Annotated in this window: 19 protein-coding genes; 15 read left to right on the top strand and 4 right to left on the bottom strand. The window is 37.8% G+C overall.

Going from position 1 to position 25,803, the window contains the following annotated elements; genetic code table 11:
- Nucleotides 1-87: 87 nt before the first annotated feature.
- Complete coding sequence (dnaE, locus tag MPR_RS01580; protein WP_041888590.1) at nucleotides 88-4,614, bottom strand: DNA polymerase III subunit alpha; 4,527 nt, start codon at nucleotides 4,612-4,614, stop codon at nucleotides 88-90.
- Nucleotides 4,615-4,922: 308 nt separating this feature from the next.
- Nucleotides 4,923-5,528 carry a hypothetical protein gene (locus MPR_RS01575; protein ID WP_041888588.1) on the bottom strand — a complete coding sequence of 202 codons (606 nt, stop codon included), beginning with the start codon at nucleotides 5,526-5,528 and terminating at the stop codon, nucleotides 4,923-4,925.
- A 581-nt stretch (nucleotides 5,529-6,109) separates the two neighbouring features.
- Here MPR_RS01575 and MPR_RS01570 point away from each other — a divergent pair.
- From MPR_RS01570 to MPR_RS01500, 15 genes are all read left to right on the top strand, one after another.
- Nucleotides 6,110-6,637 carry a 30S ribosomal protein S16 gene (locus tag MPR_RS01570; RefSeq protein ID WP_041888587.1) on the top strand — a complete coding sequence of 176 codons (528 nt, stop codon included), beginning with the start codon at nucleotides 6,110-6,112 and terminating at the stop codon, nucleotides 6,635-6,637.
- Between the two features lie 12 nt (nucleotides 6,638-6,649).
- Nucleotides 6,650-7,180, top strand: coding sequence for a ribosome maturation factor RimM (rimM, locus tag MPR_RS01565; protein ID WP_006257597.1), 531 nt, complete (start codon nucleotides 6,650-6,652; stop codon nucleotides 7,178-7,180).
- Between the two features lie 64 nt (nucleotides 7,181-7,244).
- Nucleotides 7,245-7,775, top strand: a complete 531-nt coding sequence (locus tag MPR_RS01560) for an AAA family ATPase (RefSeq protein WP_041888585.1) — start codon at nucleotides 7,245-7,247, stop codon at nucleotides 7,773-7,775.
- A 280-nt stretch (nucleotides 7,776-8,055) separates the two neighbouring features.
- A complete protein-coding gene (locus MPR_RS01555) occupies nucleotides 8,056-8,811 on the top strand; it encodes a GLPGLI family protein (protein WP_041888584.1) in 756 nt (251 codons plus the stop codon).
- Between the two features lie 80 nt (nucleotides 8,812-8,891).
- Nucleotides 8,892-9,098: a hypothetical protein gene (locus tag MPR_RS01550; protein ID WP_041888583.1), complete on the top strand. Its 207-nt coding sequence runs from the start codon at nucleotides 8,892-8,894 to the stop codon at nucleotides 9,096-9,098.
- A gap of 11 nt (nucleotides 9,099-9,109) precedes the next feature.
- Nucleotides 9,110-9,463 carry a type II toxin-antitoxin system PemK/MazF family toxin gene (locus MPR_RS01545; protein WP_041888581.1) on the top strand — a complete coding sequence of 118 codons (354 nt, stop codon included), beginning with the start codon at nucleotides 9,110-9,112 and terminating at the stop codon, nucleotides 9,461-9,463.
- An 87-nt stretch (nucleotides 9,464-9,550) separates the two neighbouring features.
- Nucleotides 9,551-10,258 carry a tRNA1(Val) (adenine(37)-N6)-methyltransferase gene (locus MPR_RS01540; RefSeq protein ID WP_006266183.1) on the top strand — a complete coding sequence of 236 codons (708 nt, stop codon included), beginning with the start codon at nucleotides 9,551-9,553 and terminating at the stop codon, nucleotides 10,256-10,258.
- A 476-nt stretch (nucleotides 10,259-10,734) separates the two neighbouring features.
- Nucleotides 10,735-12,009 carry an O-acetylhomoserine aminocarboxypropyltransferase/cysteine synthase family protein gene (locus MPR_RS01535; protein WP_041888579.1) on the top strand — a complete coding sequence of 425 codons (1,275 nt, stop codon included), beginning with the start codon at nucleotides 10,735-10,737 and terminating at the stop codon, nucleotides 12,007-12,009.
- A gap of 1 nt (nucleotide 12,010) precedes the next feature.
- Complete coding sequence (locus MPR_RS01530; protein ID WP_041888577.1) at nucleotides 12,011-13,150, top strand: trans-sulfuration enzyme family protein; 1,140 nt, start codon at nucleotides 12,011-12,013, stop codon at nucleotides 13,148-13,150.
- A gap of 16 nt (nucleotides 13,151-13,166) precedes the next feature.
- The gene (locus tag MPR_RS18835; protein ID WP_041888575.1) at nucleotides 13,167-14,132 is read left to right on the top strand and encodes an alpha/beta fold hydrolase; all 966 of its coding nucleotides are present in this window, start codon (nucleotides 13,167-13,169) and stop codon (nucleotides 14,130-14,132) included.
- A gap of 12 nt (nucleotides 14,133-14,144) precedes the next feature.
- Nucleotides 14,145-16,547, top strand: coding sequence for a bifunctional aspartate kinase/homoserine dehydrogenase I (thrA, locus tag MPR_RS01520; RefSeq protein ID WP_041888574.1), 2,403 nt, complete (start codon nucleotides 14,145-14,147; stop codon nucleotides 16,545-16,547).
- 644 nt (nucleotides 16,548-17,191) lie between these two features.
- The gene (locus tag MPR_RS01515) at nucleotides 17,192-18,385 is read left to right on the top strand and encodes a trans-sulfuration enzyme family protein (protein ID WP_006257607.1); all 1,194 of its coding nucleotides are present in this window, start codon (nucleotides 17,192-17,194) and stop codon (nucleotides 18,383-18,385) included.
- Between the two features lie 45 nt (nucleotides 18,386-18,430).
- A complete protein-coding gene (metH, locus tag MPR_RS01510; protein WP_041888573.1) occupies nucleotides 18,431-22,162 on the top strand; it encodes a methionine synthase in 3,732 nt (1,243 codons plus the stop codon).
- On the top strand, nucleotides 22,159-23,118 hold the full coding sequence (metF, locus tag MPR_RS01505; protein WP_041888571.1) for a methylenetetrahydrofolate reductase [NAD(P)H]: 960 nt from the start codon (nucleotides 22,159-22,161) through the stop codon (nucleotides 23,116-23,118). The genes metH and metF overlap by 4 nt, the downstream gene beginning before the upstream one ends.
- A 466-nt stretch (nucleotides 23,119-23,584) precedes the next feature.
- Nucleotides 23,585-24,424: a DUF4349 domain-containing protein gene (locus MPR_RS01500; RefSeq protein ID WP_041888569.1), complete on the top strand. Its 840-nt coding sequence runs from the start codon at nucleotides 23,585-23,587 to the stop codon at nucleotides 24,422-24,424.
- A gap of 234 nt (nucleotides 24,425-24,658) precedes the next feature.
- On the opposite strand, the gene MPR_RS01495 is transcribed toward MPR_RS01500, so the two are convergent.
- Both MPR_RS01495 and MPR_RS01490 read right to left on the bottom strand, forming a co-directional pair.
- Complete coding sequence (locus MPR_RS01495; protein WP_041888567.1) at nucleotides 24,659-25,156, bottom strand: NUDIX hydrolase; 498 nt, start codon at nucleotides 25,154-25,156, stop codon at nucleotides 24,659-24,661.
- Between the two features lies 1 nt (nucleotide 25,157).
- On the bottom strand, nucleotides 25,158-25,784 hold the full coding sequence (locus tag MPR_RS01490; RefSeq protein WP_041888565.1) for a chloramphenicol acetyltransferase: 627 nt from the start codon (nucleotides 25,782-25,784) through the stop codon (nucleotides 25,158-25,160).
- Between the last annotated feature and the right edge of the window lie 19 nt (nucleotides 25,785-25,803).

Below are 25,803 nucleotides of genomic sequence, written 5' to 3'. Positions count from 1 at the left end.
CAACAAACTTAATAAAATTATTATAGTAATCGACCTACATACAATTTTTTTTATCTATAAAAGCATTATCAAATAATATTGCTTTTACTAGTTTAATTTAAAATCTACTTGTAAGGCTTCCAGTTCTTCTAGTAATTCTGCTGTGATATTCACTCTACTATTACGACTAGTAAACTCTAATCTATTCACTACTCTGAACTCTGGTACATCTACCGCTATAGGCTCATCCATTTCAAAGCCTTCACCTGTTACATCATCTTCATCTCCTTCATTCATCCTTAGCTGTAGTGCTACTACAGTAGTAGTCTCTTTTGCGATTCGTTCTACCTCGAGTACCTCGAAGTTTACAAAGCTATCCCCTTGATATCTACTAAAAGCATCTTTGATTAACTCTGCTTGCCTAGTAGCCACATCTTTTACGTTCATCACTACAGTAAGCTTCTTAGCATAAGTAGGGATTACTTCATGTAGTAACTTCATTTCTACAAACTGAATGCGAGGCTCGCTCTTCTCTCCTGTATCTTTATTTACCCAACCTTCTTTGACTAGGATCTTAATATATACGAATGTATTGTTTAATAAGAAATGTCTAAACTTCAAGAACTCCTCATTGAACATTCTGAACTCAAAGCTCTCATCATACCCTTCTATGGTAAACAGAGCCCAATCTTTCCCTTTAGCAGAAGTACGGAACTGTACATCGCTAATCATTCCTCCAAACATCAGGTTGCGCCCTGTGAAAGGATTTAAATCTGTCAACTCCTCTACCTTCACATTACAGAAGTATCTCATCTCAAACTTAAAGTCATCTAATGGATGTCCTGAGATATAGATACCAACTACCTCTTTCTCCTTAGCTAATTTCTCCATCGTACTCCATTCCTCACAGATAGGTAATAGAGGCTCAGGTATTTGTACTTCACTACTCTCACCGAATAAACTAAACTGAGAAGAGTTGTCATTCTCCTGCGACTTAGCCCCATAGCGTATAGCTTTCTCTAAGAATACTATATTATCACTTGGGTCTGTGTGGAAGTACTGTGCTCTATGTGTATTTTTAAAACAGTCAAAACCACCTGCTAAAGCAAGGTTCTCGAACGCTTTCTTATTTGCTGATCTCAGATCTATTCTCTTTGCTAGATCGAATACAGAAGTGTATAACCCATCTTTTCTATTCTCTACGATAGTATTTACTGCCCCTTGACCTACTCCCTTGATTGCCCCCATACCGAAGCGAATCTCATAGTTATCATTTACTGTAAACTTGTAGAATGACTCATTCACATCAGGCCCTAATACTTGTAGTCCCATGCGCTTACACTCTTCCATGAAGAAGGTGACTGACTTGATATCATTCATATTATTAGACAGTACAGCTGCCATATACTCTGCTGGATAGTGTGCCTTCAGATACGCTGTCTGATACGCTATCCATGCATAACAGGTCGAGTGAGACTTGTTAAACGCATAAGAAGCAAACGCTTCCCAGTCTTTCCATATCTTCTCTAGTGTAGTCGCATCATGTCCTTTAGCAGAAGCCTGCTCTACGAACTTTGGCTTCATCTTATCTAGTACATCTTTCTGCTTCTTACCCATCGCCTTACGCAGTACATCGGCCTCACCTTTAGTAAATCCTGCCAACTTCTGCGACAGAAGCATCACCTGCTCTTGATATACCGTAATACCGTACGTCTCTTGTAAGTATTCTTCACATGCATCTAAGTCATATACAATAGGCTCTTCCCCATTCTTACGACGAATAAACGAAGGGATATACTCTAGTGGCCCTGGACGATACAGCGCATTCATCGCTATCAGATCGGCAAATACAGTAGGCTTCAGTTCACGCATATACTTCTGCATACCTGCAGACTCGTACTGAAACACCCCGATAGTCTCACCTCTCTGGAACAGCTCGTATGTCTTCACATCATCGATAGGTATCTTATCCGGATCTATATCTATACCCGTACGATACTTCACTAACTTAATCGTGTCCTTAATAAGGGTTAATGTTTTTAACCCTAAGAAGTCCATCTTTAGTAGACCTGCACTCTCTGCTACCGAGTTGTCAAACTGTGTTACATATAAGTCTGAGTCTTTAGCTAGAGTTACTGGAACGAACTTCGTAATATCATCAGGAGTAATAATTACCCCACAAGCGTGAATACCTGTATTACGCATTGATCCCTCTAGTATCTTAGCTTGCTGTATAGTCTCTGCAGCTAATGATCCCTCTTGAGCTAAGGCTATTAATTCTTTTACTTTATCAAATTCTTCTGATCGAAGTACTCCTTTTATAGCGTTCTCATCCTCTGTTAAGAATCGATTTAGATTCCACTTAGATGGCATCATACCAGGGATAAGCTTCGCGATTCTATCTGCCTCGAATAACGGCAAGTCTAATACCCTAGCCGTATCTCTAATCGCAGACTTAGTCGCCATCTTACCATACGTGATAATCTGCGCTACCTGATTAGCTCCATACTTATTGATTACATAATCCATTACACGACCACGACCTTCATCATCGAAGTCAATATCAATATCGGGCATCGATACACGGTCAGGGTTAAGGAAACGCTCAAAAAGCAAATCATACTCGATAGGATCTAGATTCGTAATTCCTAGACAGTACGCCACAGCCGAACCCGCAGCCGAACCACGACCAGGACCTACAGACACTCCCATCTCTCTCGCTGCTGCGATAAAGTCTTGTACAATCAAGAAATAACCAGGATACCCTGTTCTCTCGATAGTCGCTAGTTCGAAGTCTAGTCGCTCTCGGATCTCCTCTGTCACCTCAGGATACCTAGCTTCTGCTCCTTTATAAGTAAGGTGCTTTAAGAAGTTATTCTCTCCACGTTTACCACTTCCATCTCCTTCTAAATCTCGCGCATCTTGGAACTCCTCTGGTATATCGAACTTAGGTAGTAATACATCTCGATGTAGCACGAATGGCTCCACCTTATCCACTACCTCTTGTATATTATAGATGGCATCAGGTAAGTCTGAGAACAGCTCCTTCATCTCCTCAGTAGACTTAAAGTAGTATTCCTGATTAGGAAGACCATATCTATAGCCTCTACCTCTACCGATAGGAGTAGACTGCTTCTCACCATCCTTCACACACAATAGAATGTCGTGTGCATTCGCATCTTTTTTATCTAAATAATAAGCATTATTAGTCGCTATCAGCTTCACATCGTGTTTACGCGCTAGCTCCACTAATGCCTTGTTCACGCGATTCTCATCTTCTTGATTATGTCGCATCAACTCTACGTATAGATCATCGCCGAACTGCTCTTTCCACCATATTAGGGCTTCTTCAGCTTGGCGTTCACCTACATTTAATATCTTACCGGGTACCTCACCATATAAGTTACCTGTCAGTACCATCACATCTTCTTTATACTGCTCTACCACCTGCTTATCGATACGAGGCACATAGTAGAACCCATCTGTATAAGCGATAGAAGCCATCTTCGCTAGATTGTGATACCCCTTTTTATTTTTAGCAAGTAATACTACTTGATATCCATTGTCTTTTTTAGTCTTATCCGTATGATTCTCGCAGATAAAGAACTCACATCCCACGATAGGAGTTAACGTCTGTAATGGTTCTTCCCCATTCTCAGCTCGCTCTTTATTCTTAGCCTCTATCCCCTTATTATGGTTATTCACAGCCATCACGAAGTGGAATGCCCCCATCATATTACCGTGATCCGTCATCGCTACAGCAGACATATCACAGTCACCAGCCTTCTTCACTAGATTATTAATTGCTATCGTAGACTGTAAGATAGAGAACTGTGTATGGACGTGTAAGTGTGCGAAGTTAGCCTGATCTAATAATTCTTTCTCATGATCTGACACTTCCTCAGATGCTCCACCTTCTAATTTAGCCAGTCGCTTGCGGATCTCTTCAGATGCTTTCTTTAAGTTGATATGTTTAAGACCTATCAGCTGAAATGGCTGAGGGTTAGCCTCGCGGTAACGCACGATATACTCCTCATCCTGTTGTAACTCCTGCGTAGAGAATGTCCCGTGCTTGATCAATTCCAAGAAACATCGAGTAGTCGCCTCCACATCGGCAGTAGCATTATGTGCCTCCGCGAACTTCTCTCCAAACAAGAATGTATGTAGCTCTGTCAGTGTAGGAAGCTTATATCTACCTCCTCTACCTCCAGGTAGCTTCAGCATCTCAGCCGTCACCTCTGTACAGGTATCTAGTACAGGTAACTCTGACATAATACTATTCACTCCCTTACGATAAAACTCACATCCCATAATATTCACGTCAAAACCAGCATTCTGACCGACGATAAACTTAGTCTTAGACAGCGCAATATTAAACTTCTCCAATGCTTCCATTAGAGAGATACCGTCTTGTTCTGCTAATTCTGTTGAGATACCATGTATGCGCTCTGCATCATAAGGAATATTAAATCCTTCTGGCTTAATCAGATAATCTTGATGCTCTATCAGCTTACCATACTCATCGTGTAACTGCCAAGCGATCTGTATACATCGAGGCCAGTTATCAGTATCGGTAATGGGCGCCTGCCAACTTTTAGGAAGCCCTGTAGTTTCGGTATCAAAAATTAAATACATACTTGATTATAAGAGTTTTAACCTTAAATAAGGTAGAATAGTGTAAAAAACAAAGTTACAAAACTTTCACGAAGTGATGCTGTGATGTCGTTCTTTTGTGTTTTTGTGATGTCGTGATGTTGTATTTATGTTGTTCTGTACATTGTCATAGACTTGAATACATAAAGTATAAAAAAAAGACCGCTCATAAAGAGCAATGTAGAAATTTTTACGGGCACTCTGTAACATAAAAAAAAGACCACTCATAAAGAGCAGTCTTATATATCTCACAATGCCGAAGGCAAAAATTCGTAATTAATAATCCGTAATTATTTACCTACGCTTACAGACATTCTGTACACTACACCATCTTGGAATGACTTCATATCTCTAAGTGTATTCTTATAATACTCTTTCTGTTTCGAAGTTAACTTATAAAATCCTGGCATAGTATCTTTCTTCATATTCGCATAGAACTCTGCAGTTACCGTTCCAGGCACTTGACTATCACTATCCGCGTACTTAAACATACCTGCGTTAGTAATATTCTTAGCTGTTTTATAGATAGCGATAGGTGTTTTTGTTACCTTATCATATACTATATATTGTGCGAAGGCTGTCTTTACATCAGACTCATCTACAGGCACTACATCTCCGAAGGAAAATGTTCTTTCTTCAGGTACCACTGAGAAAGCATAAGGAACTCTTAAGGTAAACATGGTCGTATCTGTCTCTGCTTTTAGATACAGTATATTCTCATTAGCCACCTTTAAGTCAGTATACTGAGGTCTCCATGTTTCGAATTTCACTCCAGTTGTAAATTCCTCATTATTAACCATCGCGATAATACTCGGATCAGCAGTCTTCGTCTCATTCTCACATGCGATGAATCCTAACCCTAATACCATCAAAACTATCCCTATAACCTTTTTCATATTTTTAACTATCTTCTTTAATAACAGCAAATACAAAAATATAGTATTTTGACCACACAAAAAAGCTTTATTTTAATATAATATTAACTTTTATATTCTCTGCGTAATTTACTGAAAGTAATTGTCTTTAAAGTTAGTTTACCCTCCTAATTTCATTAATACTTAACTATAATATCCCTTCTTCATAACTATATTTATCTGCCCTCTTATGACACTAATGCCTCAATATTCCTTTTTTGCCCAATAATGATGGTATGCTACTTTATTAACCATCTCATTATCAATAATAATTTATAATTCAATACTAATTCCTTCGGATACCATTCGGAAATAACCAGTATTTACTTGGGTTAAAGAAAGGTTTACCGAACTGTACTAATTCTCTACCCGAATGATCTACAGAGTAGCACAGTTTAGAATAATAGAAGAGAATGGATTTACTTACGTCATAGAACACACAGTGTGTCAGACAGATAGAAAATAAAAAAAATCAATATATTAACGAATCACTTCAAAATAAATATTATCTTTGCACCTCAATTTTGAACCGAGGTCGGGTACCTCAACTAATTAAATTAATTATGTCTGTAAAAATTAGATTACAAAGACACGGTAAAAAAGGAAAACCTTTTTACTGGGTAGTAGCTGCTGATGCACGCGCTAAAAGAGATGGTAAATTCTTAGAGAAAATCGGAACTTACAATCCTAACACTAACCCTGCAACTGTAGAATTAAATATTGATGCTGCTGTTAAATGGTTATTCAACGGTGCTCAACCTACAGATACTGCTAGAACATTACTTTCTTACAAAGGAGCAATGTTAAAACACCACTTACAAGGTGGAGTTAACAAAGGAGCTTTAACTCAAGAGCAAGCTGACGCGAAATTCGCTGCTTGGTTAGAAGAAAAAGCTGCTAAAATCAACGCTAAGAAAGAAGGATTATCTTCTTCTAAAGCTGCTGACAAAGCTGCTAGATTAGCTGCTGAGAAAGAAGTAAACGCTAAGCGTGCTGCTGCTGCTCAAGCTAAAGCTGCTGAAGCACAAGCTGCTCCTGCAGAAGAAACTGCTGAAGCAACTGAAGAAAGCAACGAAGAAACTCAAGCATAATTTACTAGCGATATGCGTAAAAAGGATTGTTTCTATTTAGGCAAAATCGCAAAGAAATTTAGCTTTAAAGGGGAGGTGCTTATTTATTTAGACACCGATGAACCTGAGTTATACGAAAACTTGGAATCAGTGTTCGTCGACTTCGACGGACAACTGGTTCCTTTTTTTATGGAACAAGCTTCATTACATAAAAGCGATTTTTTAAGAGTTAAATTCGAGGAGTCTAACTCTGAAGAAGATGCTGACCGATTAGTCGGATCAGAGATATACCTACCACTGACGATGCTTCCTAAACTAGAAGGAAACAAATTCTACTACCACGAGATCACTGGTTTCGACGTAATAGATACTAACGAAGGTGAAATAGGTCAACTAAAAAGAGTAAATGATAGTAATTATCAACCTCTATTCGAGATAGACTTTAACGGAACTGAAATATTAGTTCCGATGATAGACGAACTTATCCATAAAGTAGATCGTGAGAATAAGAAGTTATATCTGAATGTACCTGTTGGGTTATTAGATATTTATCTAGGGAGATAATACATCACATCATACAGCCTCGAGACACTTGTTTCGAGGTTTTTTGTTTTTATATTTGTCGATTATGGTAGCACTACATGACTTAGGTAATCGCATCTGCATCATTGGACTTAGCTCCTCTGGCAAGTCTACTCTAGCTCAAGCCTTAGGCAAGAAACTCAATCTAAATATCCTGCATTTAGATCAGATAGCGCATATCCCTAATACAGACTGGATACCTCGCGACAAAGCACTTATGACAACTGATCATCACACATTCTTAACCAATCATACAGACTGGGTAATAGAAGGCAACTATAGCTTCTTAATGCCTGAGCGGTTTAAAGATGCTACCTGTATTATCTGGTTAGACTTCTCTCCTATCGGAGCATTGTACAGATATATAAAGCGCAGTATCACACATAGAGATACTCGCCCTGGCAACTTAGATGGTGCCAAGAGCCAATTCAGTATGAAGATGGTCAAGTATATCTTATTCGAAGCTCCTAAGAAAAGCCCTAAGTATGTAGAACTGATTAATAATAGCCCTGCTATCTTCATCCATATCCGAAGTTTTAAAGAACTAATGAAGTGGTATAGAGTGTGGGGATTATAAATAGTCTGTTATGATAGTTGTTAAGTTGATTTAAATTCATTTATACCCTTTATAATACCTATATCTTACTTTCCACATCATCTCTTTATTCTTTCCAAGGTTCTTTCAAGCCTCTACCTCCGATTTGGGTTATTCCTTAACTATAAATTACGCTTAATCATTTTAAAAAATATATTCTAATTTTTCATCAACAGCACAAACGAATAGCCTCTAAGTATAATTAATAATCTATAGATAAGTTAAATAAAAGAATTATATTAGATTTATAAAAACCACAATTATGAAAAAGTATCTATTCTTATTATTGATTATGACCTCTTCTTTTGCTCAGAATACCCCTGAAGTAGAAGTGATGAGATACAATTATAAAACGATTATTGCCAATGGGTCTAAGAAGCTTGTCCGCGATGGTAATGCTATACTTGATATAAAAGATAAAGAATCTAGATTTACAGATCTGATGAACTATAGTTTTATAACCTCTCAGAAAACAGACAACCCTGAGAAGGGAAATCAAGGAACATTTAAATGGACTGTATATGCTGATGGAACTACTACTTCGTTCTATGATAAGATAGGATTAGATCTGAGCTATTATGAGGAAGATAAGAATAGTATAAAGTGGACTATACTTCCAGAGGTTAAAGATTGGAATAACTATAAGGTACAAGAAGCAACTGCTACTTATGGTGGTAGAGCATGGACAGTACTATTCACCCAAGATATAACTGTACAGAGTGGCCCTTATAAATTCATTAATCTACCAGGCTTCGTAGTGAAGGCTTGGGATAGTGAGAATCACTTTGTTTTTGAACTACTTGACAGTCAGAAAGTATCTACTTCATGGGATATTGTCACTGATGATAAGTATACAAAATATTCGAAAGACCAGACAAATAAAGCACGCAAAGTAGCGGCTAGTAAAACGTATGCACAACTATTAGAAGAAAAAGGCACTGTCCTCAACAAAGCAACTGCTGAATATTTCAATAGAAAAGTAGGTGACAGTGAGAACCCTATTGAACGTGATTTTTAAAAAACAAGCAATATAACAATATCACTATCAGTAGTTTATTTTTTATTATTATCTTTGCATAGAATCTTTAATACAACTATATGATGACTAATACTCTCAAAGTAATAGACCCTAATATCATAAAAGCAGAAGACAATACTTCTGCAGATAGTTCATGTATTGTTGATAATATAGCAGACTCTCTACTTTCCCTATCAGAGTTAGATAAAACTACAGATTTAATCTCTAGTATAGCTTTTGCTAAAGAGTGGGAACAAGAAAATGATGAATATTGGGATAGTTACTAATTCTTGAAAAAATGAATTACAAGCAACGTGACTTAGTCCTTGTAAAATTTCCCTTTACGGATCTAACTGGTTTTAAAGTCAGACCTGCTTTAATAATTTCTAATAGCTCAGTCCATAAGAGTAAAGACTACATCATTATGATGATAACTACTCAAAAAATAGGAGGCTCTTTCGGAGTAGCTTTTGACAATACAGACTTAACTATCCCCCTAAAAGCACCAGTGACGAAAGGATATATTTACACTAAGAAACTTGCTGTATTAGATGAATCAATTATTTACAAGAAGATTTCAGAATTTCAGAACTTAACAAAGTTCCAAAATATCTTAGACTTACATATAGACAATATAGCGCTAGAAGATTAGTACTTTTAATCTAACTCATACTTCTGTACAGCTATGCATTAGGTCACTAAACCTCCTTTTTGTACTTTTGCAAAAAGACTAAGCAAGATGTTTCAATTTAAACAGTTTACGATACAGCAGGATAAATGTGCGATGAAGGTAGGTACGGATGGAGTACTATTAGGAGCATGGACACCGATAGACAATAATCCTTACAATGTGTTAGACATAGGATCAGGCACAGGACTGTTAGCCTTAATGATGGCACAGCGTACAGGTGCAGAGCAGATAGATGGAGTAGAAATAGATGAAAACGCACATGAGCAAGCTGTAGAGAACTTTGAGAACAGTCCTTGGGGTGATAGACTATTCTGTTACCATGCCGATTTAGAGACCTTCGCTAATGAGATGGAAGAAGAATATGATTTGATTATTTCTAATCCTCCTTTCTATAGTGAAGATTATCACACAAATGATAAGCAGCGAGATACTGCTCGTTTTCAGGATGCAATGCCTTTTGATTTATTAATTGAGGCAGTAGAATATTTCTTGTCTGAGAAAGGGGTATTTAGTGTAATTATTCCAGCCAAAGAAGAAGAGACACTAATGCGATTAGCAGCCGAGTTTGGTATCTATCCATTCAAGGTAACTCGCGTTAGAGGAAACGAACAAGCTGAAATCAAACGTAGCTTAATTGCTTTTTCACGTCAATTAGTAGAGAAAATCCCCTTAGATGAGCTAACTATCGAAGTAGAGAGACATCAGTACACCCCAGCATTTGAGGCACTTGTGAGAGATTTTTATTTAAAATTATAAAAAAAGTTACTTTTATTTTGTTTATTCCAAAATAAATTAATGATATTTGTACCAACAAAAACAAAGAAGAAAAAATGAATACAGTTTATACAATGATGATGACAATGATGATGTGGAGAAATCCGCAGGGCTTGTTATTTGCATAAACTTAAATTCTAAATAACATATATAAAGCCCTTGCAATAGCGAGGGCTTTTTTTTTACACCAAACCAAACAGTATATAATTAGATAAATATAAATACCATGATTTTCAATACTAACACAATGATGATGGCAATGATGATGATGAACATGATGATGTTCACGACGCCCTATTGCCTAAAGTCAACGAGTTAGTTATAATCTAAACAAAGAGATTAAAATACTTGAAGTCCTTTTGGCAATGCCGAAAGGACTTTTTTTATGCCCATTACTCAGCAGGGTTAAGTACTGAGAAAATAAAAAACAAGTAACTAAAACATTAAAAAATATAACCATGAGCAATCTAAATTTTTCAACACAAGCATTACACGCAGGACACAATGTACAATCTACAGCAGGAACAAGAGCTGTGCCTATCTATCAGACATCATCGTATGTATTCGAAAATGCTGATCATGCGGCAGGAGCTTTTAACCTGTCTATCCCAGCGTATATCTATACAAGATTAAACAACCCTACTAACGATATCTTAGAACAACGCCTAGCAGCACTTGAGGGAGGTATCGGAGCAGTAGTAACAGCATCAGGAGCATCTGCTATCTCTACAACGTTCTTAACATTATTAAAAGCAGGAGACCACATCGTATCATCTAATAGCTTATACGGAGGAACATATAACTTATTTAATGTTACTCTTCCAAGATTCGGTATCAACACCACTTTCGTAGATCCATCTGATGTAGAGAACTTCAGAACAAATATTCAAGAGAACACAAAAGCAATATTCGTAGAGAGTTTAGGTAATCCTAAGTTAGACATCATTAACCTAAAAGCAGTAGCGAAGATTGCACAGGAGTTTAAAATACCTTTCATCGTAGATAACACTGTTGCCTCTCCTGCTCTACTTAATCCGATCGAATATGGAGCTAATATCGTAGTACACTCGCTGACTAAGTATATCACAGGTAACGGGACTTCTCTAGGTGGGGCGATTATCGATGCAGGAACATTTGATTGGTCAAGTGGTAGATTCCCAGAGTTCACAGAACCATCACCAGGATACCACGGGCTAATATATCACCAAGCATTAGGCAATGCTGCTTTCATTGCCAAAATCAGAGTAGAAGGATTAAGAGATTTAGGTGCAGCACTTAGCCCATTCAATGCTTTCCAAATCATCCAAGGATTAGAAACATTGCCTATCCGTATCCAAAAGCACAGTGAGAATGCTCTTGCATTAGCAGAGTGGTTAGAGAAACAAGATGCTGTAGCATGGGTAAACTACCCAGGACTAAAGTCAAGCCCTTACCACGACTTAGCAAAAGAGTACTTGCCTAAAGGACAAAGTGGAGTGGTAACATTCGGATTGAAAAAAGGATTTGAAGCAGCGAAGACAGTAGCGAACGAGACAAAACTATTCTCACTACTTGCCAATATCGGAGATACCAAGTCATTAATCATCCACCCTGCTTCTACTACACATCAACAATTAAGTGTGACTGAACAGAAAGCAACAGGAGTATCACCTGACTTAATCAGACTATCAGTAGGAATAGAAAACATTGAAGATTTAAAAGCTGATTTAGCTAACGTATTTAAAACATTATAAGATGAGTACCCAAACAGATATACTAAAACATATTCCGATAGACCCACACACAGGAGCCATCGCCGTACCGATCTATCAGACTACGACATTCGCTCAAGAAGCACCAGGAGTAAACAAAGGATTTGATTACACACGTACCAACAATCCTACTCGCCAAGCCCTTGAAGAATTAGTTGCTTCTTTAGAGAACGGTGCAAAGGGGTTTGCCTTTGGAAGTGGACTTGCTGCAATAGATGCTGTATTTAAAACACTGAGTCAAGGAGATGAAGTAATCGCAGTAGCTAATATATACGGTGGTACCTATAGGTTATTGAATGAAGTGTATGCAAAGTTTGGGATCAAGACTCATTATGTAGATACAACAGTAGCCGCTAATGTAGAGAAAGCAATCAATGACAAAACAAAATTGATATGGATAGAAAGTCCGACTAACCCTACACTGCGTATATCAGATATACAAACTATCACGAGTATCGCTAAGCAACACAAAGTTTGGGTATGTGTAGATAACACCTTCGCTACCCCGATAGCACAGAAGCCGCTAGACTTAGGAGCTGATATCGTGGTACACAGTGCTACGAAGTATATAGCAGGACATTCTGATGTAGTAGCAGGATTAGTAATAACCAAAACAGAAGAAATCGGAAAGATCATTAAGTTTCACCAAAACTCAACAGGAGCTATACTCAGTCCCTTCGATAGCTTCTTAACCATCAGAGGCATTGAAACACTCTTGTTGAGATATAAAGGTTATTCTGAGAATGCTATCCAGATCGCAGAATACCTCAGCACACATCCGAAGATAGACAAGATATATTATCCAGGATTAAAAAGTCATGAAGGACATGAACTTGCTAAGAAGCAACAAAAGTATTTTGGAGGAGTCATCAGCTTTGATCTAAAAGAGAATACGAGAGAAGCTGCCTTACAAGTCATACAGAGTTTAAAGCTCTTTACCCTAACAGAAGGTTTAGGAGGTATAAAGAGCTTGAGCAATTATCCCTTTGAGATGTCTCATGGTTCCGTACCTAAAGAGACTAAAATACAAGCTGGGATAACAGAAAGTCTAATACGACTATCTATAGGATTAGAAGAAACAGAAGATTTAATAGAAGATATCAAACAAGCATTAGCACAATAAATAACAATAGAATACCATGAGTCGCTTACAAGAAATAACAATCACTAATCACACACTACCAAACGGAAGTACACATACTTTTCACTTCACCTATCAGGTGGTGGGACAACCTTTACACAGTGCTCCTATCGTATTGGTTAACCATGCTTTGACAGGAAATAGTCAAGTAGCTGGAGACAACGGCTGGTGGAATAGCTTAGTGGGTTATGACAAAGTAATTGATCTCAACAAATACACCGTTATCGCTTTTGATATCCCAGGCAATGGCTATAACCAACAAGAGACACACCTCATCCATGATTATAAAGCCCTAACGACTAAAGTTATCGCTGAAGTGTTTTGGAAAGCCTTAGACCGATTACACGTAAGTCACCTTTACGCGATCATCGGAGGAAGCTTAGGAGGAAGTATTGCATGGGAGTTAGCATTTATAAGACCGACAGCAGTAGATCATTTAATCCCTATCGCAACAAGTTGTAAAGCATCAGATTGGTTAATAGGTAATGCCTTAGTACAAGACAGCATACTGAACAACTCATCAAAGCCAATAGAAGACGCTCGTATGCATGCTATGCTACTCTACCGCACTCCTGCATCGCTCCAGCAGAAGTTCGCCAATGGGTATAAAGAAAGTGAAAACCAATATGCGATAGAGAGTTGGCTTAAGTATCACGGACAGACTTTAGAAGGTAGATTTAAGCTACAAGCTTACAAACTAATGAATCACCTACTCAAAACAATAGGTCAAGAACAGACCCAAGACAGTCTAAAGGCTTTTGCTCAACTAACAAGTGCACAGATACACTGTATAGCAGTAGATACAGATTATATGTTCACAAACAAAGAACAAGAACAGACAGTCGCTTTATTAAAGGACTGTTGCAAACACATTACATACCAAGAGATTCAATCAATACACGGCCACGATGCCTTCTTAATTGAATACGAACAATTAAACAATTTATTAAAACCATTATTCTAAAATCAGCACACCATGAAAATAGTAAAGTTTGGAGGAAAGTCTCTTGCATCAGGGCAAGCTTTTGACAACGTAATAAATATCATTAAGACAAAAGTAAACGAAGGGCCTATCACTATAGTAGTTTCTGCTATCGGAGATACTACAGATACCTTAGAGAATATATTAGACTTAGCAAAGACTAAACAAGATTATACAACTGCTTTTGAAGCATTCAAAAACAGAGCATATCACAACGAAGCAGATATACATACAGAAATAGAAGTATTGAGCAAATTATACGAAGGAGTTTCTTTAATTGAAGACTATGGGTTAAAAATTAAAGACCAAGTATTAGCACAAGGAGAATTAATATCAAGTAAGATATTAGCTGCTCAGTTAAATGCCAAAGGAATAAAAGCCATTGCTGTAGATAGCCGTCAATTCTTTATCACAGATAACAACTTCGGTAGTGCACAAGCATTAGATGAAGTATCTAAAAAGAAGACTCAGGCTTACTTTGCTACCTTAGACAAAGGAACTATTGCAGTAGTAACAGGGTTTATCGGTGCAACTGAAAAAGGGGAAACAACTACACTAGGTCGCAATGGTAGTAACTACTCAGCAGCTCTATTAGCTAATTTTATCCAAGCAGATGAATTGCAAAACTATACTCATGTAGATGGTATCTATACTGCTAATCCAGATTGGGTAAAGAACGCTCAGAAGATAGAAGAACTTCACTTCGATGAAGCAAATGAGTTAGCCAACTTCGGAGCTTCTATCTTACACGCAAAAACTATACTTCCACTAGTAGAAAACAATATCCCTCTGCGTATCTTGAATACATTAAACCCAGATAACAAAGGAACATTAATCTCAAACAAGACTACTGCTAAAGGAATCAAATCTCTTTCTGTACAGTCTAATGTTGCCTTAATACAGTTTGAAGGACGTGGATTATTAGGTATCGTAGGAGTTGATGCACGTGTATTTACAGCATTAGCGAATGAAGGAATTAGCGTAGGTGTTATCTCTCAAGGTTCTTCAGAACGTGGATTAGGTTTTATCGTAGAAGAGAAAGATGCTGATAAAGCAGCAGAAGCACTAAATAGAGAATTCTCTAATGATTTCTATACTCGTGATGTGAATAGTATCTCTATCATTCGAGATATAGCAGTGATCTCTATCATCGGTCAGAACCTAAGTACATTTGACAAGCCTTATGCTGCATTAGTAAAGAATAAGATCGTTCCTATTCTATTCAACAATACAGTAACAGGAAAGAACGTAAGTTTAGTTGTCCGTAAGGAAGAAGCGAAGAAAGCATTAAATGTCATTCATGGACAGATATTCGGTATCGCGAAGAAGATAAACATCGCTGTGTTTGGACACGGATTAGTAGGAGGAACTTTAATCGACCAGATCTTACACTCAGCTCAATCTATAGAAGGCAAAAAGAATATAGCTCTTAACATCTTCGCCATTGGTAACTCTAAAAAAGTATTGCTAAACGATGGAGGTATTAACTGTAACTGGAGAGAAGATCTAAAAGAAAAAAGTGTTGCTTATACTATTCAAGAAGTAATCGACTATGCGAATGCTAACCACTTAGAGAACTTAATAGCGATAGATAATACAGCTTCTGGAGAGTTTATCAAGAATTATATTCCATTAGTAGAGAATGGTTTTGACCTTATCTCATCAAATAAGATAGCAAACACCATCTCTTATAGCTTCTACAAAGAGCTTCGTCAAACATTAAAGGCAAACCACAAAGAATATCTATACGAGACAAATGTAGGTGCAGGTTTACCATTGATTGATACGATTAAACTACTTCACTTATCAGGAGAGAATATCACGAAGATAAAAGGAGTGTTCTCAGGAAGTCTAAGCTACATCTTCAACAACTACTCTATCCAAGACAGACCATTCAGTGAAGTGTTGAAAGAAGCAATAGAGAAAGGATATACAGAGCCAGATCCTCGTGAAGACTTATCAGGTAATGATGTAGGACGTAAGTTACTAATCCTTGCTCGTGAGTTAGACCTACAGAATGAGTTTGAAGAAATTAATATTCAAAACCTAATTCCAACAGACTTACAAGCTGTGGATACACCAACGTTCTTAAACAGTTTAGAGAAACTAAACCCTTATTTCGATAAGATAAAACAAGGCTTAGCACCAGATACAGTACTTCGCTATGTAGGAGAACTATCAGGTGACTTACAAGAAGACAAAGGAGTACTAGAAACGAAGCTAATCGAAGTACCGACTAGCTCAGCATTAGGACAACTAAAAGGTTCAGACAGTATATTCGAAATATACACAGAGAGCTACGGAGACAACCCTATCATTATCCAAGGAGCTGGAGCTGGAGCATCTGTTACAGCACGCGGAGTGTTTGGAGATATCTTAAGATTAGCTGATAAATAAATTGGTTAACGGTGGACAGTTGACAGTAAACAGTTCTTTGCCTTCGGCATTGTGTATACATAGTATATCAATGTAGAGACGGATTACCATCCGTGTCACCCAAGGTTCATCAAGTTTATTAAATCTGTAAACAGAGTCGTTATCACGGATTGGGTGCACAGTTTACTGTTTTTTGCCTTCGGCATTGTGTACACATAGTATATCAATGTAGAGACGGATTATTATCCGTGTCACCCAAGGCTCATCAAGTATATTAATTCTGTAAACAGAGTCGTTGTCGCGGATTGGGTGCACAGTAAACAGTTTTGCCTTCGGCATTGTGTACACATAGTATATCAATGTAGAGACGGATTATTATCCGTGTCACCCAAGGTTCATCAAGTTTACTAAATCTGTAAGCAGTGGAGAATTAACGGACAGACTGTGAACTGTAAACCAAAAACTGTGAACCGCTATAGTGTCCCACTTTATGCTACCATTTAATACTATAATAATCATATTAAATCATAATAGTCAAGTATGTAAAAAGACTTTATACAAGCGACTACTTTTGATTTGTATTTGATATATAACTATTACCAAAAAACTAAAGACTAACACCGTTAACTGTCCACTGTGAACCGTTAACCGTAAACTAAATAAAGATGAATACAAGAAACAATGAAGAAGGCTGTTGTTTTGAGACACAAGCCATAAGAACACAGACAGAGCGCTCCCAATACAATGAGCACTCTACACCACTATACCTAACCTCTAGCTTTGTCTTTGACGATGCAGAGAATATGCGTGCTGTATTTGCAGAAGAAATACAACAATACTCTTACTCTCGCTTTACTAACCCTAACCAAACAGAACTAGTTGAGAAGATACGTATATTCGAAAAAGCAGAAGCGGGTTTTGCCTTTGCTACAGGTATGGCGGCTGTGTACTGTAGCTTGTTCCCATTATTAAAAACAGGTGATCACATTGTTTCTTGTTCTAATATTTTTGGTTCTACGAGAGGGTTATTCAGTAATACCTTTCCAGAGTGGGGAGTAGAGACGAGTTACTTTGACCTTAATCAAGTATATGATGTAGAGCGTTTAATCAAACCTAACACTAAGATTCTATTTGCAGAAAGTCCTACTAACCCAGGAGTGGATGTATTAGACTTAGCTTACTTAGGAGAGATAGCAAAGAAGCACAACCTTATTTTTATCGTTGACAATACCTTCGCTACACCCTATCTACAGAACCCTATCACCTTAGGAGCACATATCGTAGTGCACTCTGCTACGAAGTTAATTGACGGGCAAGGTAGAGCCTGTGGAGGAGTGACTGTAGGATATAAAGAATACATCCATAAGATATATTTGTTTGCCCGTACCATAGGTGCTAGTATCTCTCCATTTAATGCATGGGTGTTATCTAAAAGCTTAGAGACATTAGCCATACGAGTAGATAGACATTGTGAGAATGCCTTGACCATAGCAGAGTATTTAGAAAAACATCCTGCAGTGGAGTTTATCAAATACCCTTTCTTGCCAAGTCATCCACAATACGAAATTGCTAAAAAACAAATGAAACAAGGTGGTAACATCATTGCCTTTGGGATTAAAGGAGGACTGGATGCTGGTAGAACATTCTTAGATGCTTTACAGTTATGTAGTCGCACTGCTAATCTAGGAGATAGTAGAACTATCGTTACCCACCCTGCTTCTACCACACATAGTAAGGTTCCTGCAGAAGAAAAAATAGCCACAGGTATTACAGACAACCTGATACGTCTATCTGTCGGCTTAGAGAATACAAAAGATATTATCCGTGACTTAGAACAAGCCTTAACTGCTGCACAGTAAAACAAGTTCAAGACACTTCAAAAACATTGATTAAAAGAGAAAATTATGTCAACAACACTTATACATACTGATATCAGAAGCCTATTAAAACAAAGAACATTAGTACTCGATGGAGCAATGGGTACAATGCTTCAGGCTTACCGATTCTCAGAAGAAGACTTTAGAGGAGAGCGCTTTGCTGATTTTGCTCATCCTTTAAAAGGAAATAATGACTTGTTGTCTATCACTCAACCTGACGCTGTAAAAGAAGTACACAGACAATATCTTTTGGCAGGAGCTGATATTTTATCTACGAATACCTTCTCGGGTACTACCATTGCTATGGCAGATTATCACCTTGAAGATATAGTATACGAACTAAACTACCAATCGGCTAAGATAGCACGAGAAGTAGCAGACGAAGTAGAAGCTTTAGATCCAGATAGACCTCGCTATGTAGCAGGAGCTATTGGTCCGACAAATAAAACAGCGAGTTTATCTCCTGATGTAAATAATCCAGGATATCGTGCCATTACTTTTGAAGAACTGCGTATAGCGTATAAACAACAAGCAGAAGCATTATTAGACGGTGGATGTGACTTGCTATTAGTAGAAACTATATTCGACACACTTAATGCTAAAGCAGCTTTATTCGCTATAGACGAGATACAAGCAGAACGAGGTATCGATATTCCGATTATGATTTCAGGTACGATAACTGATGCTTCGGGGCGTACCTTGTCAGGACAGACTGTCGAGGCTTTTCTGATTTCTATAGCACATATCCCTTTATTGAGTATAGGGTTTAACTGTGCTTTAGGAGCAGAACAATTAGAGCCGTATGTAAAACAACTGAGTCAACACGCAGCAGTGAATATCTCTGCTCACCCGAATGCGGGGTTACCAAATGCCTTTGGAGAATATGACCAAACACCAACAGAGATGAAAGAACTAATCGATAGCTTCTTGAGTCAAAACTTGGTACAGATTATTGGAGGTTGTTGTGGTACTACACCAGAGCACATTAGATTAATTGCTCAGGCAGTAGCAGAACACAGTAAAGATAGACAACCTAAACAATTCAAACTAAAGCCTGTGCTTGCCTTATCTGGATTAGAACCACTATATGTAACTGCCGAGGCTAACTTTATCAACATAGGTGAACGTACCAATGTTACAGGTTCTCGTAAGTTCCTGCGTCTGATTAAAGAAGAGAAATTCGACGAAGCCTTAGCTGTTGCAAGAGAACAAGTAGAGGGTGGTGCTCAGGTTATAGACATTAATATGGATGAAGGACTGTTAGACGGTGTACACTGTATGACTAACTTCCTTAATCTTATAGCCTCTGAACCAGATATTGCAAAAGTTCCTATTATGATTGACAGTTCTAAATGGGAGATTATCGAAGCAGGACTACGCGTAGTACAAGGTAAAGCGATTGTGAACTCTATCAGTCTAAAAGAGGGAGAAGAGTTATTTATCGAACACGCTAAATTAATTAAACGCTATGGAGCTGCCTCTGTAGTAATGGCATTCGACGAAAAAGGACAAGCAGATTCTTTAGAAAGACGTATAGAGATCTGCCAACGTTCTTATGATATATTAGTCAACCAAGTGAACTTCGCTCCTCAGGACATCATCTTTGACCCTAACATATTTCCTGTTGCGACAGGAATGGAAGAGCACAACAACAATGCTTTAGACTTCTTTAATGCCACCAAATGGATTAGAGAGAATCTTCCTTACGCCAATGTAAGTGGTGGTGTAAGTAATGTTTCTTTCTCGTTTAGAGGGAATAATAAAGTACGTGAAGCGATGCATGCTGCCTTCTTATACCATGCGATACAGCACGGTATGAATATGGGAATAGTGAATCCTGAGATGTTAGAAGTGTACGATGAGGTAGACAAGGATCTAATGGAACACGTAGAAGACGTGTTGCTAAATAGACGTGATAATGCGACTGAACGCCTATTAGACTTTGCCGAAAGTATTAAAAATGAAAGTGCTATTCAATCAACCGAAATCAAAGTAGAAGAATGGCGTTCAGGTAGTATCCAAGACCGACTAACACATGCATTAGTAAAAGGGATAGAGACTTATGTCATAGAAGATACAGAAGAAGCTCGTCTAAGCGTACCTCAACCTATCCAAGTCATTGAACAATACCTAATGAATGGAATGAATGTAGTCGGAGACCTATTCGGAGCGGGTAAGATGTTCTTACCACAAGTAGTAAAATCTGCACGTGTGATGAAGAAAGCTGTAGCCTATCTACTCCCGTTTATTGAAGAAAGTAAAAAACAGAATGCAGAAGCCTCTGTAGGTAATGCTGGTAAGATACTTATGGCCACCGTGAGAGGAGATGTACACGACATCGGTAAGAATATCGTAGCTGTGGTATTAGCTTGTAATAACTATGAGATTATAGACCTTGGGGTAATGGTTTCACCTGAGAAGATTATTGAAACAGCTATTAAAGAACAAGTGGATATCATCGGACTAAGTGGATTAATCACACCTTCTTTAGACGAGATGGTACACTTAGCTAAAGAATTAGACAAAGTCAATAGCAATATTCCAATCATGATTGGTGGAGCAACAACTTCACGTGTTCATACAGCTGTGAAGATAGCACCAGAATATAAGAATTGTGTTGTACATGTACACGATGCCTCACGTTCAGTGACCATTGCTAATCAGTTATTACAAAAAGAAATTGAAGCAACATTTAAAGATAACATCAGAGAAGAATATGATCAGCTAAGACGCGATTACTTAGGTAGAGCAAGAGACAAAAGCTATATCACAATAGAACAAGCAAGAGCAAACAAAGTCAAGATAGAATGGGATGCTAAAGACATTGTCAAACCCAACTTTATCGGTACAAAAACCGTAACAGTAGAGTTAGACGAATTATTGCCATTTATAGATTGGGCACCGTTCTTCCGTTCTTGGCAGTTGTATGGTAAGTTCCCTCAGATATTAACAGATGAGGTAGTCGGGCAGACAGCTACACAAGTATATGACGATGCCTTGATTATGTTAGACAAGATTATTAATGAACGTTGGTTCGAAGCACGAGGTGTCTTAGGCATTTTCCCAGCAAATCAAGTTAATGATGATGATATCGAAGTGTACAATGAACAAGGAGAGACATTAGATAAGTTATTAACACTGCGTCAACAATCATTAAAGAATATCAAGGCTCCTAATATTGCCTTAGCAGACTTCGTTGCTCCAAAAGAAAGTGGATTAGAAGACTACATTGGTTTATTCGCTGTCTCAACAGGTTTTGGAGTAGATGAAATAGCAAAAGAATACGAAGACGACCTTGATGACTATAACGCTATTATGGTGAAGGCATTAGCAGATCGTTTAGTAGAAGCCTTTGCAGAATATCTACACCACCGTGTCCGCAAAGAAATATGGGGATATGCTTCTGCAGAACGTCTTAGTAATGAAGAACTGATAAAAGAAGCGTATCAAGGTATCAGACCTGCACCAGGATATCCTGCTTGTCCTGACCATTTAGAAAAAGGTACAATATGGAAACTCCTACAAGTCGAAGAACGAATAGGTGTTAGTCTAACAGAAAGTTATGCGATGTTCCCTGCTGCTGCAGTATCTGGTTACTACTTCGCCCATCCACAGAGTAGATACTTTGGGTTAGGTAAGATAGAACAAGATCAATTAGAAGATTATGCCATTAGAAGAAATATATCAATAGAAGAAGCTGAGCGTTGGTTATCTCCCAACTTAGCACAAAATAATAAATTAACGACGAACGAATCATGAAAGTAACAGAACATATCCAAAAAGCAAACGGTAAAACACAATTCTCTTTTGAGATATTACCTCCCTTAAAAGGACAAAATATTCAAGGAATATTTGACTCTATCGAACCGCTAATGGAGTTTGATCCTCCTTTCATAGACGTAACGTATCATCGAGAAGAATATGAGTACAAAGAAGCAGGCAACGGACTGTGGGAAAAAAGAACAGTTAGAAAAAGACCAGGAACTGTCGGCATTTGTTCGGCTATCCAAAATAGATTCAAGTTGGACGCCATACCGCACATCTTATGTGGAGGATTCACCAAAGAAGACACCGAAAACTTCCTCATAGACCTTGATTTCTTAGGTATTGATAATGTTGTAGCCCTTAGAGGTGATGCTGTGAAGAACGAAACTTACTTTAAGCCTGAACCGAAAGGAAATAAGTATGCCTCTGATTTAGTTACCCAAATAAGTGAACTTAACCAAGGTATCTATTTAGACCCAGAGCTTGAGAATACCAGTAAGACTGACTTCTGTGTGGGAGTAGCAGGTTACCCTGAGAAACACATGGAAGCACCTAACTTTGACACAGATCTTAAATACCTAAAGCAGAAGATAGACAACGGAGCAGAATACATCGTTACCCAAATGTTTTTTGACAACAGTAAGTTCTTTGCCTTTGTCGATAAATGTAGAGCTATCGGTATTGATGTGCCGATTATCCCAGGACTAAAGCCTTTAGCTACCTTAAGCCAACTCAACCTATTACCTCAACGTTTTAAAGTTGACTTACCAGATGATTTGGTTACTGAGGTACTCAAAGCAAAAGACAATGCTGCCATCCGTGAGATTGGTATCGAATGGTGCGCACAGCAGTCAAGAGAGTTGATAGAAGCAGGAACCCCAATAGTACATTACTACTCAATGGGTAAATCTGACAATATCAAGAATATCATTAAGCTTGCAACAGTTTAGAGAACAGGGAGCGGTTGACCATTTGTAGACCGCAAACTAATAAGCTCGTTATTTATAATTTTTTGGTTGTGATAAACCTCTTGTCTTAAGGCAAGAGGTTTTATGTTTTATACAAATCATAAAACCACAAAAAATAAACCATCTATATCATGCTGTACAATAAAGCTCCACAAGATACATAAGGTAAAGACGTAAAATCTTGCGTGTCAAAAACAGTAACCACAATAAAACTTACGCATACAGCTCCACAACATACATAAAGTAGAGACGCTTATCTTTCGTGTCAAACACAGTAATCACAAAACATTAAACCGTAAACCATAAAACAATATTTCAAAGAACATCCCTAATTGTCTATTCCTAATTAAACTCCTCCCTATAATCAGTGATTTAAAACAATATTTTCAACCTCTAATAGGTTATATATTAAACCATCTATTACATTTGTTAATGTAAAACAATAACTATGAAAAAGACACTCAAACTATTAACCCTAATGTTATTCGTAGCATTAGCCTCTTGCTCTAAATCAGCAGAATATGGAGAAACCTCTGCTGTTGCTTTAGAAGATATCAGCACAACAGATGCTGCTGCAGAAACCACTACTGAAGCACCACAATCCACAGATTCTACTCAAGATATCACCGTACCTGAGCGTATGATAGTCAAAGAAGGGAATATACGTTTTGAAACTTCTAATGCACAAGAAACTAGAGCTAATATCGTAGCAAGTAGTAAAAAACTCAACGGATATCTATCACAAGACACATCAAACGTCTATGGCAATCGTACTGAACATACCATTGTGATCCGCGTACCTGCAAAGAACTTCGAAGCCTTGTTAGAAGGAGTTACACAGACTGCCACTAAAGTAGATAGCAAAAATATCAATGCCCTAGATGTAACCGAAGAGTTCATCGATGTAGAAGCGAGAATCAAGACGAAAAAAGAAATAGAAGAGCGCTATAAAGAATTACTTAAACGCGCTAATACAATAGATGATATTCTAAGAATAGAAAGAGAACTAGGGGCTCTACGTGCGGATATTGAGTCATTCGAAGGACGACTAAAGTACCTAAAGAGTAGAATATCGCTAAGTACTCTTACGGTAACTTTCTATGAAAAAGGAGAATCAACAACAGGCTTTGGGTACGAAATATCATCTGCCTTTGGTTCTGGATGGAGTAATCTATTATCATTTGTGATAGGGTTATTCTATATCTGGCCATTTATCCTAATCTCAATTGGATTAATCTTGATCATCAGACGTATCAGAAAACGCAGAAAACAGAATAATATAAATTAATATAAAGCAAAAGCCCTACCATTATAGTAGGGCTTTTTATATTTCTTTAATTGTGTATCTACCTGCTTTATGTGACACGCAAAATATTGCGTCTCTACAGTAAAAACCCTACCTATACCTAATACCACAGGTAAAAACTGCAAACAGATAGACGCAAAGTATTGCGTCTCTACAGCAACACCCTACCTATACCTAATGCCGAAGGTAAAAACCGTAAACCAAACATTCCTAATTCTAAATTCCTAATTCCTCATTAGAAATCTCCTCTTTCATCTCTAACAGATTTAACTCTCCATCGTATAATGCATGAAATACAAAAGGCTTGCCCTCTAAGATATATTTATAGATAAACCAATCTGTCTTTGGAGTAGGTACATTCAGCAAGTCCTCATACGCTATCCACTCTAAAGTTCCTTCATTACACTCAGGAGGAGTGACAGCATCGATATCTGCTACATACACATAGCTTAGCCAATTATACTTCACAGGAGAAGTCTCTGTCAGTATACCGCAGAACTTCACCTTATCTACTCTTATCCCTGTCTCTTCAAATGTCTCACGGATCACCCCCTCTTCAGGAGTTTCGAAAGGTTCTATCTTACCTCCCACAGGAGTATATGTATCTTTATTGGGTTCTTTTAAACGCTTTAGAAGCATAAAGTTATTCCCATTTCTCAGCACACACAGTGTTGCTATTCTTTTTATTCCTAACGGAACAGCAGTTGTACTCATCCTATTGCTCGTTTAATAATTCTTGAAAGCGTTCTACGAACTGACTTACGTGATATCCATCCATCAGTGCATGATGTCCATGTATAGATACTGCCATACGCTTACGACCATTCTCCTCCATTACTTTCCCAAAAGAAATCTTAGGACAACTATCTGGGAAGTCAAAGTTACGTGCATGACTCATACTCGTAAAGTCTAGCCATGGCAAAGCTGATATATGTAATACATTCTCACTATTCGACGCAGGTAATAATGAAGTCGACTGTTGTACACTCTTTATTTCTTTTTTTGCCTCTGCGAAGAAAGTCTTCTTATCAGCGTAATAATTCATATACGCAAACCCAAAAGTCCCATTAGGTCTATTGATGGTAGGTGATGCGTGTACCTCATCATACAGATATACCTCGTTATCCACTATTCTATATCTAAACGCCTCTACCTCATTAGCTGCTCTAAGTGCATCGTGTAGATAAGTAAGGAAGAAAGAATCCTTATTCGCTTTAGCTCTATTATACACCGTAGTACAATCTACTTGTACTGTAATACCAAAGAAAGGTTCTGTAAACTGTTTAAAAAAAGCATATTGCTCCCCTCTCTCCCATTGGGTAGTATCAATCTTAGTTCTCATTTTGTTGTGTTGTTTTATT

The sequence above is a fragment of the Myroides profundi genome, assembly GCF_000833025.1.
Classification (GTDB): Bacteria; Bacteroidota; Bacteroidia; order Flavobacteriales; family Flavobacteriaceae; genus Flavobacterium; species Flavobacterium profundi_A.
This window is presented reverse-complemented; position numbering and strand designations above follow the sequence as displayed.